Annotated in this window: 13 protein-coding genes; 9 read left to right on the forward strand and 4 right to left on the reverse strand. The window is 62.3% G+C overall.

What is annotated here, in order from left to right:
- Positions 1 to 33: 33 nt before the first annotated feature.
- A complete protein-coding gene (locus RFM98_RS27335; protein WP_320311687.1) occupies positions 34 to 1,305 on the reverse strand; it encodes an extracellular solute-binding protein in 1,272 nt (423 codons plus the stop codon).
- A gap of 310 nt (positions 1,306 to 1,615) precedes the next feature.
- Here RFM98_RS27335 and RFM98_RS27340 point away from each other — a divergent pair, with 310 nt between their 5' ends.
- The 3 genes from RFM98_RS27340 to RFM98_RS27350 are packed head-to-tail and all read left to right on the forward strand — an operon-like array spanning position 1,616 to position 4,684.
- Positions 1,616 to 2,908 (forward strand): ABC transporter substrate-binding protein, encoded by a 1,293-nt coding sequence (locus RFM98_RS27340; RefSeq protein WP_320311688.1) that lies wholly within the window; start codon positions 1,616 to 1,618, stop codon positions 2,906 to 2,908.
- Positions 2,909 to 2,936: 28 nt separating this feature from the next.
- Positions 2,937 to 3,827 (forward strand): carbohydrate ABC transporter permease, encoded by an 891-nt coding sequence (locus RFM98_RS27345; protein ID WP_320311689.1) that lies wholly within the window; start codon positions 2,937 to 2,939, stop codon positions 3,825 to 3,827.
- The gene (locus tag RFM98_RS27350; protein ID WP_320311690.1) at positions 3,824 to 4,684 is read left to right on the forward strand and encodes a carbohydrate ABC transporter permease; all 861 of its coding nucleotides are present in this window, start codon (positions 3,824 to 3,826) and stop codon (positions 4,682 to 4,684) included. Before RFM98_RS27345 ends, RFM98_RS27350 begins: the two co-directional genes overlap by 4 nt.
- A gap of 24 nt (positions 4,685 to 4,708) precedes the next feature.
- Here RFM98_RS27350 and RFM98_RS27355 read toward each other — a convergent pair whose 3' ends face one another.
- On the reverse strand, positions 4,709 to 5,704 hold the full coding sequence (locus RFM98_RS27355; RefSeq protein ID WP_320311691.1) for a LacI family DNA-binding transcriptional regulator: 996 nt from the start codon (positions 5,702 to 5,704) through the stop codon (positions 4,709 to 4,711).
- Between the two features lie 294 nt (positions 5,705 to 5,998).
- On the opposite strand from RFM98_RS27355, the gene RFM98_RS27360 reads away from it, so the two are divergent.
- From RFM98_RS27360 to RFM98_RS27375, 4 genes are all read left to right on the forward strand, one after another.
- Positions 5,999 to 6,772, forward strand: a complete 774-nt coding sequence (locus RFM98_RS27360) for an ABC transporter ATP-binding protein (RefSeq protein ID WP_320311692.1) — start codon at positions 5,999 to 6,001, stop codon at positions 6,770 to 6,772.
- A gap of 17 nt (positions 6,773 to 6,789) precedes the next feature.
- Positions 6,790 to 7,605: an ABC transporter permease gene (locus RFM98_RS27365; RefSeq protein WP_320311693.1), complete on the forward strand. Its 816-nt coding sequence runs from the start codon at positions 6,790 to 6,792 to the stop codon at positions 7,603 to 7,605.
- A 52-nt stretch (positions 7,606 to 7,657) separates the two neighbouring features.
- Complete coding sequence (locus RFM98_RS27370; RefSeq protein ID WP_320311694.1) at positions 7,658 to 8,641, forward strand: ABC transporter substrate-binding protein; 984 nt, start codon at positions 7,658 to 7,660, stop codon at positions 8,639 to 8,641.
- 80 nt (positions 8,642 to 8,721) lie between these two features.
- The gene (locus tag RFM98_RS27375) at positions 8,722 to 9,645 is read left to right on the forward strand and encodes a nucleoside hydrolase (RefSeq protein WP_320311695.1); all 924 of its coding nucleotides are present in this window, start codon (positions 8,722 to 8,724) and stop codon (positions 9,643 to 9,645) included.
- Positions 9,646 to 9,732: 87 nt separating this feature from the next.
- Here RFM98_RS27375 and RFM98_RS27380 read toward each other — a convergent pair whose 3' ends face one another.
- Both RFM98_RS27380 and RFM98_RS27385 read right to left on the reverse strand, forming a co-directional pair.
- Positions 9,733 to 10,335, reverse strand: a complete 603-nt coding sequence (locus tag RFM98_RS27380; RefSeq protein WP_320311696.1) for a hypothetical protein — start codon at positions 10,333 to 10,335, stop codon at positions 9,733 to 9,735.
- Between the two features lie 21 nt (positions 10,336 to 10,356).
- The gene (locus RFM98_RS27385; protein ID WP_320311697.1) at positions 10,357 to 10,965 is read right to left on the reverse strand and encodes an SWIM zinc finger family protein; all 609 of its coding nucleotides are present in this window, start codon (positions 10,963 to 10,965) and stop codon (positions 10,357 to 10,359) included.
- A gap of 12 nt (positions 10,966 to 10,977) precedes the next feature.
- On the opposite strand from RFM98_RS27385, the gene RFM98_RS27390 reads away from it, so the two are divergent.
- Entirely contained in the window at positions 10,978 to 11,202 is a 225-nt protein-coding gene (locus tag RFM98_RS27390) for a hypothetical protein (protein ID WP_320311698.1), read from the forward strand.
- A 221-nt stretch (positions 11,203 to 11,423) separates the two neighbouring features.
- A complete protein-coding gene (locus RFM98_RS27395) occupies positions 11,424 to 12,233 on the forward strand; it encodes a class I SAM-dependent methyltransferase (protein ID WP_320311699.1) in 810 nt (269 codons plus the stop codon).
- Positions 12,234 to 12,414: the final 181 nt, after the last annotated feature.

Below are 12,414 nucleotides of genomic sequence, written 5' to 3' on the forward strand. Positions count from 1 at the left end.
CTCCATCGCTTTTATTAGAGCAGCCGGCACTCCTTACTGCTTGGGCTTGAACCAGGTGGCGACGGCCGCTTGCATGTCGGCCGCCAGCTTCTCCGGCGTGACGTTGCCTTCGACCATGTCGATGATCTCGGACTGCATCACCGAAGATGCGGTCGGCGCCTGCCAGCGGAAGCCGACGAGGGTCAGGTACGGCGTCGAGTTCTTCGACATCTCCATCATCTTGGAAAGCACCGGGTCCTTGACGGTGACGTCGGTACGGGCCGGCGGCCAGCCGAGCTCGTCGGCGAAGGCCTGCGCGAACTCGGCCGAGGCCATGTAGTTCAGCACCTTGGTCGCCGCTTCCTTGTTCTGGCTTTCCGAGACGAGACCATAGGAGCCGTCGGAGAAGGCCGAGGTGTAGAGCTTGGTCGAGGCGTCATCGGCCGGGAACGGGAAGATCGAGAATTTCAGCTTCGGGTTCTGCGACTTGAAGCTGCCGTTCTCGAACGAGCCGCCGAAGAACATCGCCGCCTTGCCGCCGATGAACTGCTGCGTCGCGGTGGTGTAATCGATGCCGGCAAAACCGTCGGAATAGTAGGACTTCAGCTCGGCGAAGCGCTTCAGCGCCGCGACATAGCGCGGGTCCTCGAAAGTCGCCTTGCCGCTCATCATCTCGTCATAGAAGCCGGGGCCATAGAGCGTCGGCCCGATGACGCCGACGCCGATCTCCAATTCCCAGGCCGAGCCGTTGGCGCCGCCATTGGCGATCGGCGTGATTCCCGCCGCCTTGAGCTTCTCGCAGGCGGCGACGAAGTCCTTGTAGGTCTTCGGGATCTCGATGCCTTGCGCGGAAAAAATCTCCTCGTTGTAGAAGACGCCCATCATCGGCACCGAATAGGGCACGCCGTAGAGCTTGCCGTCGGCGCGGCCGCGCGCGCCGCCGAGGGCTGCGTCGGGCATGTTCTTCAGTTCCGCCACGCTGTCGTCGAGCGCGTCGAGATAGCCGCCCTCGATGAAGGGCTGCAATTCGCCATAGGCCTTGAGCTGCGCGATATCGGGTCCGCGGCCTCCGCGCAGCGCCGTGCTCAGGCGGTTCTGGTAGTCGGCGTCGGGCGTAAACTGGATGTCGACCTTGATGCCCGGGTTCTTCTTCTCGAAGGCCTCGAAGATGCGGTGCATTGCCGCCTCGTCCTCGGTGCGCCAGCTCCACAGCGTCACCGTGCTATCGGCGCGGGCCGGCTGTGTCGTGATGACCCCCGCGCAAGCCGCGGCGAGACCGCCGATCAGGCCGAGCGCGGCGCGCCGATGGATTGAAAGCATGCTCATTGCCAGTTCTCCCATTTTTGATTTTTAGGCTTGCACGGCGGCGAGACCCGCAAGCGAGTCATCCGCTTTTTCCCAAAGTCATTATAACGACATGACGCTAACCGCAAGAGCTCAAAATCATGGACGGTTATATGTCAACCAGGAGCAGAATGCATAATAAGCTGATTTATCTAGATTATTTTCCAAAATTGCCGTTGCGGAGTTTTTGGCATCCAAACGCCTGCCGAACGCCCGCACGTAAGGGCTTGCGCGTGAGATCAAACTTGTCATAACGTCGTCATTCTTGTCACGGCTTGTGTGGAGGATGCCGATGTCGCTTGCCTGGATCTCGAAACTGGCTCTCGCAGCGGGGCTCATCGCCCTTCCCACGACCGGCTGGGCGCAATCGGTGAACATCTCCTATCTGACCCATTGGTCGCCCGAGACGGTTGCGCTGCTCGAGGCGGCAGCCAAGGATTTTTCCAAGGCCAATCCGGATGTCGCCATCACCGTTCGCGCGGTTCCCTTCGGCGATCTGCTCACCACGCTGCGCTCGCAGGGCGGCGGCCCCGACGGGCCGACGATCGGCGGCATCTACGATCTGTGGCTGCCGGAACTGGCGAAGGACAAGCTCGTCGCCCCTGCCCCCGACGCGGTCGCGGCCGAGGTGAAGAGCGCCTGGCCGGCGGGCGTCGTCAGCGCCGCCTCGGTCGGCGGCACGCTTTACGGCATCCCGAACGAGATCGACGTCTACGCGCTGAACTACAACAAGGAGCTGTTCAAGCAGGCAGGCATTGCCGCCCCGCCCAGGACCTGGGCCGAATTCAAGGAAGCCGCCGCCAAGCTGACCGACAAGGACAAGGGCCAGCAGGGCTTCGGCATGATCAATTCATGGGCGGCGGGCGTGGTCCATCCTTTCGCCTCGCTGCTCGTCTCCAATGGTGGCAACCTGGTCAAGGACGGCAAGCCGGCGCTGGGCAGCGCCCAGGCCGGCGAGACCTTCGCGCTCTATGAAGACTTGATAAAGTCCGGCGCGAGCAATCCGGCGATGGCGACGGCCGACGCCAACACCACCGGTCCGTTCCTCGACAATTTCGTCTCCGGCAAGACCGGCATGATCATCATGGCCAACTGGTGGGAAAGCGCGCTGAAGGCCGGCATGGGCGACAAGTTCGCAAACATCGCCACAGCACCTATCCCCGTCGGCCCGAGCGGCGACAAGCCGCATTCGATCTCCTATTCCTGGATGACTGTCGTCAACGCCAAGGCCGGCGAAGCTGAGCAGAAGGCGGCCTGGGAATTCCTCGCCTGGCTGAACAGCCCGAAATCGGGCAAGAACGGCGCTTCGGCCATGTCCGACATCCTGATGTCGATGGGCATCCTGCCGTCGCGCACGTCCGACATCGAGGCGCATAAGGACAAGCTCGGGTCCGAATTCCTGTCCGGCTATGTCTCCGCGCTTGCCGACGCGCGGCCCTTCCCGGTCGTGCTCGGCGGCCAGGAATTCTCCGAATCCCTGCAGCAGACGCTCGAGGCGTTGCAGTATGGCCAGGTCTCGGCCAAGGATGCGCAGGCGAACGCGCAGGCCGACGCCACGTCGATCCTGGAGCGAGCTGCCAGGTAAGTTCGGGTCGCTGACCGGAAGCAGGTGAATGGCCAAAGCTTTTCGTGCCTCGGCGGGCATCATGCTTGCGCCCGCCGTGACATTGGTCGGCGTGTTCGTGTTGCTGCCGATGCTGCTCACCGTCTGGCTGTCCTTCCAGGACTGGTCGACGCAGACGCCGTTTTTGGACGCGAGCTTCGTCGGCCTTAGCAATTTCCGGGAGATCTTCGGGCCGACCTCGGTCGGCCGTGATTTCAAGGCGGCCCTGCTCAACACCGCGATCTATACCGCGCTGTCCGTCGTCCTCATCCTGCCGCTGTCGGTCGTCTTCGGCCTGATGGTCCATCAGCGCAATGTCGCGGGCGGCACGGCGCTGCGCACGGTGCTGTTTTCCACCTACATGGTGCCGATGATCGCGGTCGCGCTGGTCTGGTCGAAGCTCTACTCGCCGAGCGAGGGCCCGCTCAACCAGCTGCTCGGCCTGGTCGGCATCGGCCCGCAGCCCTGGCTCTCGTCGCCCCGCTCGGCGCTGGTCTCGATCGTGCTCCTCAATGTCTGGCAGCAGGTCGGCTATTTCACCGTGCTGGCGATTGCCGGGCTGACGCAGATCCCCGGCAGCCTCTATGAGGCGGCGAGGCTCGACGGCGCCAACGGCCAAGAGCAGTTCCGCTTCATCACGCTGCCGCTGCTTCGCCGCACGCTTCTGTTCAGCGCCGTCATCGCCATCATCAACGCGGTGCAGGTGTTCGAGCCGGTGGCGCTGATCACGCAGGGCGGGCCGGTCGGCTCGACCAGTGTGCTCACCTACCATATCCGCCGCGTCGGCATCGAACGCGCGCAGGGCGGACTTGGCTCGGCCATGGCGGTGATGCTGATGCTGTCGCTGATCGTCTGCGTCTCGGCGCTGTTTGCCTTCGTCAACCGGAAGGACGGCGAATGAGCGCGGCAATCCGATCGCTTTCCCGCAAGCGCCCTTCGGGCCGCAAGGCGCTGCTGGCAACCGCAATGCTTCTGGTCGCCGTGGCCTCCGCCTTCCCGCTTGCCTGGATGGTGCTCTCCAGCCTGAAGACACCGGCCGAAACCATGCAGGTCCCGCCGGTCTGGATCCCGCACACGCCAACTCTTGAGGCCTATGAGAAGGTCGCCGGCGTCATCAATGTCGGACGCTCGATGTGGAATTCGTTTGTCATCGCCTCGGTCACCACGGCCGGCATCCTGATCACCAGCATGATGGCCGGCTACGCCTTCGCCAAATATTCCTTCCCCGGCCGCTCGCTTCTGTTTTCGCTGCTGATCGCCACCATGTTCCTGCCGCCGATCGTGACGCTGATCCCGCTCTACCGCATGGTCGGCTCGCTGGGCTTGAGCGCCAGCCTCGCCGGCATCATCGTGCCCAACCTCGCCAACGCCTTCGGCATCTTCCTGATGCGCCAGTTCATCGCCGGCGTGCCGGACGATTTGATCGACGCGGCGCGCATGGACGGCGCTTCCGAACTGCTGATCCTGTTCAAGATCGTGGCGCCGAGCGTGGCACCGGCGATCGCTGCACTTGCGCTCTTCGCTTTCGTATATCACTGGAACAGCTATCTCTGGCCGCTCACCGTGCTGCAGGGCAATGCCGACGCCTACCCGATCGTCATCAGCCTGAGCCGGCTGCTCAGCTACAATCGCGGCGCCGTCAACACCGGCCTGGTGATGGCCGGCGCCACGCTCGCCGTGCTGCCGCCGCTGATCCTGTTCGCCTTCCTGCAGCGCTTCTTCGTCGATTCGATCGTCGGCTCGGCGATCAAGGGCTGAAGCCGAACAAACCGCCGGATGCCATCACGTCGTTTGACGCTCGATCACGGTCGGCTCCATCAGCACCATCCGACGCGGCTGGGACGGATCCTCCAGGAAATCGATCAGCGCGCCGATCGCCAGATGGCCTGCCTCCGAAATGCGTCGTTCGACGGTTGAAAGCGGCCGCACGAGAAGCGGCGCGATATAGATGTTGTCGAAGCCCATCACCGCGCAATCCTCCGGCACGCTCAATCCTCTTTCGCGCAGCGCGACGGTGGCCCCCATCGCCAGCATGTCGCTCATGCAGCACATGGCCGAGAAGCTTGTACGGTCGAGCAGCGTGCGCGTGGCGATCAGTCCGAAGCGATGATTGAATGCACCACATTCGATAAGATCCGGATCGACCGACAGCCCGGCCTCGCGGTGCGCCCGCTCGAACCCGGCCCGCCTGATCTTGGTGTTCGAGGCCAAGGGATTGCCGCTGACAAAGGCGATGCGCGTGTGTCCGACCCGGATCAAATGGCTGGCCGACAGAAAGGCGCCCTGCTCGTAATCCGTGTCGATGCGCGCGGCGAGGCAATCGAGGTCCGGTATCTCGCGGTCCATCGAGATCAGGGGAATCCTCAGCCGACCCAGCAATTCAGAGTCCGGGATCAGATCGCTTGCAGCCATAACGATGCCGTCGACGCCGTGACTGGCAAGGAACGTCAAGTGCGAGGCCTCCTTTTCCGGATCGCTGTCGGAATTGCACAGGATGGTCGAATAACCGCGCTCGCGCGCGGCGACGTCGCAGGCGCGGACCAACTCGGTGAAATAGGCGTTGAGGATGTCCGGGACGATGATGCCGATGACGCGCGAGCTGCGAGTGATCAGCGAGCGGGCGATCGAGTTGGGCGTGTAGTTGAGCTCTTTGACAAGGGACCAGATCTTTTCCCGGGTCTCCTCGCTTATGAACTGGTCTTTCCGGTTGAGGACCTTTGAAACCGTTGCGGCCGAGACTCCCGCCTGCCGCGCGATATCCTTGATCGTGGTTGCCACATTCCCTCGCCAGTTCGACGAACGATGGCCGGTCTCCAGCCGCCATCGAACATCGGCACGCGACTAGCATGAATCCCGCTCCCGAGAAACCGGTCGCCAATTGATAGCCCAGGGCGGGGATTTGACAACAGCCGTATAAGTCGATAGGTAAACGTTTACCTAAGTGAATTTTCTGCCCTTTATGCCGACCGGGCTAGTGGTCGATCATCAGTCGGGATGCAGGAGGCCAGGCTTGGAATGGGAGGATTTATGTTTTTTCAAACCCGCATTTCTCTGCGTCAGAGGGATTTCTGAATGCAGGAAGCGCCCGGCTCGTCGACCTCATCCGCGACCAAATTGTCGGTCGAAAATCTCAACGTCAGTTTCGGCTCGGTCGTCGCGCTGAAGGATGTCAGCCTCCACATCGCCGACGGCGAGTTCGTCTGCATCCTCGGCGCCTCCGGCTGCGGCAAGAGCACGCTGTTTAACGTCGTCTCGGGGCTGCTCAAGGCAACATCCGGGAAGATCGTGCTTGACGGCCAGGACGTCAGCGATCGACCCGGCCAGGTCGGCTACATGCTGCAGAAGGACCTGATGCTGCCTTGGCGAACCGTGCTCGGCAACATCACGCTCGGGGCCTCGCTGACACGCGGCGCCACCGCGCGGGACAAGGCTGAGGCGGCAGAGCTTGCCGCCCGCTACGGCCTCGGCGATTTCCTCAACCACTATCCACACGCGCTCTCCGGCGGCATGCGCCAGCGCGTCGCCATGATGCGCACTATCGCTGCGGGACGCCAGGTGATGCTTTTGGACGAGCCGTTCGGCGCGCTCGACGCGCAGACGCGACTTGGCATGCAGCAATGGCTGCTGCAGCTCTGGCGAGACCTCAACCGCACAATCCTGTTCGTCACCCACGACGTGGATGAGGCGATCTATCTTGCCGACCGCATCGTGGTGATGACGCCGCGCCCTGGCCGCATAGCCGAGATCCTCACCGTGGGCCTGCCCAGGCCGAGGCCGCTGGAAGTGCTGACGACCGACACCTTCGTCGGCCTGAAGCGGCAGATCATGCAGCATCTCTATCACTGACATCGGGGAAGCAAGCGATGAACACACGGTTTGGAGCGGCGGCTGGCCCGTTCATGATCTGGGTCGTGGCCATGGTGCTGATCCTGGCCTCCTGGCAATTGCTGGTCTGGATCACTGGCCTTCCGGCCTATGTCATCCCGCCGCCGGCGCTCGCCGTCTCGACGCTGTACGACAACTGGCCACGGCTTTCGGTGCTCACCGGCCAGACGCTCTATGAAACAGCGATCGGCTACGTGCTCGGCGCCGTCATCGGCTTCCTGCTCGCTTTGTCAATGGGGCAGATCCGCGTCGTGCAGCGGCTGGTCATGCCGGCGTTGATCATCTCGCAGGCCGTACCCATCGTCGCCATCGCGGCGCCCCTTGTGATCATCTTCGGCTTCGGCCTGACGCCCAAGCTGATCATCGTCGCCTGGATCGTGTTCTTCCCCGTCGTCGTCAACGTCCTCGACGGCCTGGCGTCGGTCGACCGAGACATGCTGAACCTCGCCCGCCTGATGGGGGGCGGGAGTCTCCGCACCTTCGCCATCGTCAAGCTGCCGGCCTGCATCGGCCCGCTGTTCTCGGGCCTCAAGATCGGCGCCACCTACGCCGTGACGGGCGCCGTCATCGGCGAATGGACTGCCTCATCCAAGCAGGGCCTGGGCACCTACCTGCTCACCGCCAATGCGCAGATGAACACCGCCGGCGTCTACGCCGCCATGCTGCTTCTCACCGTCATCGGCGTCGGCTCCTTCCTGCTCGTCTTCGGGCTGGAAGTGCTGATGACGCCATGGCGTTCCCGCTCCACGGCACCCGCCTGGGCGCAGTGGAAACCCGCGCGTCCAACCCCATGAAGAACAAACATTTCGACATGCCAACCAACGACAACAGGAGGAGTTAGTGCATATGACCTACACCGGAATGATCTCGGCAACCGTGGGCCTGCTTGCCCTTGGCACAGCCTTCGGCGCGGCTCCGGCCACCGCCGCCGACCTCACCACCGTCCGCTTTGTCTACGACTGGCCGAGCGCCGACTTCGAGCTGATCCCGACGCTGGTCGGCCAGCAAAAGGGCTTTTATGAAGCCGAAGGCATCAAGGTCGATGTCATCTTCCCGCCGGACTCGCAGACCACGGCGCGCCTGCTCGCTGTCGGCCAGGCCGAGATTGGTTTCGAGGCCACGACCGACGTCGTCTTCGGCGCTTCGCAAGGCATCCCGATCACCTCGATCGGCCTTTACACCAAGAGCAACAATTGGGGCCTGTTCGGCCGCCCGGACGAGCCGCTTTCGCTCGACAATCTCAAAGGCAAGTCGATCGCCATCTACACCGACTCCTGGACCAAGGCCATGATGCCCTTCGTGCTCAAGGCTGCCAAGCTGACCGAGGACGATGTCAAGCTGATCATCGCGCAGGATTCCGACACCAATCTGTTGCTCGCCGGCAAGATCGACATCGCCACCAACACCGAGAACTACCTGGTGCCGCAGGTTCAGGAGACTTTGAAGAAGGACCCGACCAATCTCGTTGGCAAGGCTGCCGGCGCGCCTGACGTCCCGGTCTGGACCTACACCGCTTCCACCACCTATCTCGCCGACCATGGCGATATCGCCAAGAAGTGGATGCGCGCGACGATCAAGGCGACCGAGTGGGCCGCCGAGCATCCCGAAGAAGCCGCCGAGATGTTCACCAAGGCTTATCCGGAAGGCGGCAGCCTGGCATACAACGTCTCCGGCTGGAAGCTGACGGCCGCCCTAATGAAGGGCGAGACCGGCTACATGATGCAGGAAGACAAGAACTGGCTGCCGATCGCCCAGGCGCTGAAGGACACCGACCAGATAAAGGAAGTTCTGCCCAGCTCGAAATACTACACCAACGAACTGCTGAAATAAGCGCGGCGGCAAGCAGACCTCGAGGGCCGCCTTCAACGGGTGGCCCTTTTCAACGCTACACGGAAAATGGACTTTCGAGCATGGCCAAGAGCAGAATTATCATCGATTGCGACCCCGGCGTCGACGACGCCATCGCGCTTCTTCTGGCCTTTGCCTCGCCCGACGAGATCGAGATCGTCGGCATCACCACGGTGGTCGGCAACGTCTCGCTGCCATCGACGACCCGCAACGCGCTTCGCATCACCGCCATGGCCAATCGCCAGGACATTCCGGTCTATGCCGGCTGCAGCCGTCCGATCATCCTGCCCCGCCACCCGAGAGAAGCCTCGGTGCACGGCATCGACGGACTCGGCGACCTCGGCGTGCCTGATGCCACCCACAAAGCGAAGGACCAGCACGCGGTCGATTTCATCATCGACACAGTGTTGCGCGAACCGGGTGAGATCACGCTCTGCCCGATCGGCCCGATGACCAACATCGCGCTGGCGCTGATCAAGGAGCCGGCCATCGCCGCCAAGATCAAGTCCATCGTCTTCATGGGCGGCGCCGTCTTCAGCCCCGGCAACACAGCGACCGACGCCGAGTTCAACATATGGATCGACCCGCACGCCGCGCAGGTCGTGCTGCCGTCTGGTATCCCGATGACAATGTTCGGCCTCGATGTGACGCGCCATGCAACACTGACAAAGGCGCGGTTCGACCAGCTCGAGCGCGACGCCACCCCGATCATGAGAACGGCAATAGCCATGATGCGCCACTATGGCAGCGGCGACGCCAGCCTGCACGACCCTTGCGTGACCGCCTTCCTGATCGACCCCACCCTGTTCAAAGGCGTGGATGCGGTGATCGACGTCGATTGCGATCAATCCGGCGCCTATGGCCGCACGCGGGCAAAGCTGGTTGAGAACGGCGCCGCCGATGGCCTGCCGGTTTGCCACGTGATAACCGAGGTAAACGACGAGCGGCTGTTCCAACTCATCGACCAAAGGCTAAGGCTGCTATAGTTCCGAGCGCCGGCACGCAAAGGGCGCGATCGAGGCGGAAGAACCCCGGATCTCCAGACGGTAGCCCGCCTTAAGCCTCCGTCCCTATCATTTCGCAGATGCACCGCCATCATCGACATTGGGCAATTCAAGCGCCGAGCGCAGCAGGCCAACGCCCCGCTGGTAGAGCGTCGAATAGTCGATTGGCGCGAGCAGGTCGGCGTAAGGCCGGAAATCCGCGATGCGTTTGTTGAAGGGCACCGCACCGCAACCGGGAACCAGGCAGTCGTGCTTTCCTTTCGGACACTGGCTGAAGGAACAGAGCCGGCCGAGGTAGCGGTCACTTACAGGCTCGAACAGGAAGACGTCGAGCTGATTGCCGACGATACTGATGCCTACGCCCGCCTCGAACGCCTGCCGCAGCGCCGCGGCCCCGGCGCGGCGCAACTCGCCAAGCCGCTGTTGCGAATCGACCCAGACAGCCAAGTCGAGATCGCCACACTCGTGCCAGACCTCGATGCCTGCGCGACGGAACTCGCTGAACCTGGGGATCTCCTTCCAGAGCGGCTTCGCCACCGAGCCAATGACAGCAATCGCCTGTATCTCAGGGAATGCCATCCAGGCCTTCGCGACGACATCGGCCGCCATGCGGAACTCGTGCTGTCTTTTCAGAAGATAACGATTCTGGCTTTCGATCTCGGACCGCCGCATGGATTCATCCCAAGAGCTTCATCAAGTTGCGTTTGCTCCTGAAGTGGAGCTTGAGGTCGGCGATATGGGCCGCCTGTTCCTCCGGCGAGCGCAGCCCGGCCATTCGGGCCAAGAGTGACACGGCCCGCTGATATGCGGGCGTTGTGCCGTTTCCGACGAGTTGATCAACGCGTACCGCATAGGTCGCGACCGCTTCGCGGGAAACAGCACCGGATCGCGGTCGATCTGCTCGACAATCATTTCGACCAGCGTATCGGGGCCTTTCGACCGCAGATATTGTCGGATGCGATCGAGAACACCTATCGCTTCTGCGCCCGTCCCGGCGGCTTCAACATTCCCCGCCAAGGCGACCGCGACCATGTGCTTGCAGAATCCCGTGTCCCCGAAGGCCGGGCAAGAACAGCTTCCCGCGATTTCGAAGTCTCGTCCGGTAACTTCCGTGCGGTATTCCTCGCTGCCGGCAACTTGCGCAAGCACGCGCCAGTTGTCGATGGAGAGTATCTCCACATGGCCGTTGAGATGATAAGCTTCGCCGCGCGCAAATACCTTTTCGCCTGCGAGCTTGCGCAAGGCAACGACGTCGAAGCGCCTCAGGCTCGAGTTCATTCTTCCCGGCACCGATTCTTCCATGACAGCCTGTAAGTGATCGTAGGCGCCTGCCTCAACTCGTCAAGGACGTGGCTGGCTCGCCCTCAAACCGCGCCGGCGATCAGCCTGAGCCGGCTGCTCAGCTACAACCGCGGCGCCGTCAACACCGGCCTGGTGATGGCCGGCGCCACGCTCGCCGTGCTGCCGCCGCTGATCCTGTTCGCCTTCCTGCAGCGCTTCTTCGTCGATTCGATCGTCGGCTCGGCGATCAAGGGCTAGCCTATGCGGCATTCCGACGGTCAGCGCGCAACTCCGGTCAAGTGCGGAGCACTGTCATCGTGCCGCCTTGCGCCACGCGGATACGACATCCGGGATTGACGCTCATCCGCTCTCGCTGCAATGTCTGTTAACCAGCTGTTAACCCTACGGCGGCTGAGATCGGGGGCAATTTGGAACCGTTTCTGGACGCAAATCTCCTGAATTGGGACGATCGCGCCGAGTTGCACGCGACCGACAGAACGGGCAGCTACCGCATCGAGAACGTGCTGTCTGGTGGATCCAACCTCTATGAGCTGGAAACGCGCGAGGTTGGTGACATTTTCGGCAAGGACATCGTCCATCTGCAATGTCACATCGGGCTCGACACGATCAGCCTGAGGAATCTCGGCGCAGGCAGCGTGACGGGCCTGGATTTTTCACCAAAGGCAATCGCTGCGGCGCGAGATTTCGCCTCCAAGGCGGGCAGCGATGTTCGCTTCGTGGAGGCGCCGCTGTACGAGGCTGTCGAAGCGCTCGACCTGACCTTTGACATCGTCTACGTCACCTGGGGATCGGTGAACTGGCTCGACGATGTCTTCCGTTGGGCCCGAGTGGTCGCCGATCTTTTGCGGCCCGGCGGACGGATCTATATGGCCGAAGGCCATCCCTTGATGTTCCAGTGCAACCGCAAGGCTGCTGCGCTCGAGTTGAAGGACGATTGGCGAACGCCTATAGCGCGACCGCTCGTCTGGAACGAGAAGCTGACCTATACCGGCGATGAGCGCGCCTTGAAGCATCCTCGCTACTACGAATGGATCCATCCGATCAGCGACGTGGTGAACGCCTTGATCGCTGCGGGGCTGTCGCTCGATTTCCTCAACGAGCACGACACAGTTTCCTGGCAGCACTTTTCATTCGCGGTAAGGGCCGGCAAGGATATGTATGGCCTTCCCGACAACGCTCCCAAGATTCCGATGGCCTATTCAATCGGGGCAACCAAGCGCGGTGTCGGGACGTATCGGGTCGTCCAGAAGAAGGTCGATAGCCACTAATGCATGTCGCCCAGAAGTGTACGCGGTTCTGGGACAACCACATGCATAAAAACAACGACTTAAAGCGGGGCGCCTGAATCCGTTTCAGCGCGACGCGCTTTAGTTTCATATGCGGCAAGTTCTGGTGCGTTCTGCGCGCACCAGTGTCCGAAGGCGGAAAATTTTTAAAGACCGTGAAGGC

Source organism: Mesorhizobium australafricanum (assembly GCF_033977265.1).
In the GTDB taxonomy this organism is placed as follows: domain Bacteria; phylum Pseudomonadota; class Alphaproteobacteria; order Rhizobiales; family Rhizobiaceae; genus Mesorhizobium; species Mesorhizobium australafricanum.

Excerpts from the sequence above, each read along its gene's own strand:
- RFM98_RS27385 (WP_320311697.1), bottom strand. The coding sequence starts at position 10,965 with ATGGAAGAATCGGTGCCGGGAAGAATGAACTCGAGCCTGAGGCGCTTC.
- RFM98_RS27335 (WP_320311687.1), bottom strand. The coding sequence starts at position 1,305 with ATGAGCATGCTTTCAATCCATCGGCGCGCCGCGCTCGGCCTGATCGGC.
- RFM98_RS27380 (WP_320311696.1), bottom strand. The coding sequence starts at position 10,335 with ATGCGGCGGTCCGAGATCGAAAGCCAGAATCGTTATCTTCTGAAAAGA.
- RFM98_RS27350 (WP_320311690.1), top strand. The coding sequence starts at position 3,824 with ATGAGCGCGGCAATCCGATCGCTTTCCCGCAAGCGCCCTTCGGGCCGC.
- RFM98_RS27345 (WP_320311689.1), top strand. The coding sequence starts at position 2,937 with ATGGCCAAAGCTTTTCGTGCCTCGGCGGGCATCATGCTTGCGCCCGCC.
- RFM98_RS27375 (WP_320311695.1), top strand. The coding sequence starts at position 8,722 with ATGGCCAAGAGCAGAATTATCATCGATTGCGACCCCGGCGTCGACGAC.
- RFM98_RS27370 (WP_320311694.1), top strand. The coding sequence starts at position 7,658 with ATGACCTACACCGGAATGATCTCGGCAACCGTGGGCCTGCTTGCCCTT.
- RFM98_RS27360 (WP_320311692.1), top strand. The coding sequence starts at position 5,999 with ATGCAGGAAGCGCCCGGCTCGTCGACCTCATCCGCGACCAAATTGTCG.
- RFM98_RS27340 (WP_320311688.1), top strand. The coding sequence starts at position 1,616 with ATGTCGCTTGCCTGGATCTCGAAACTGGCTCTCGCAGCGGGGCTCATC.
- RFM98_RS27365 (WP_320311693.1), top strand. The coding sequence starts at position 6,790 with ATGAACACACGGTTTGGAGCGGCGGCTGGCCCGTTCATGATCTGGGTC.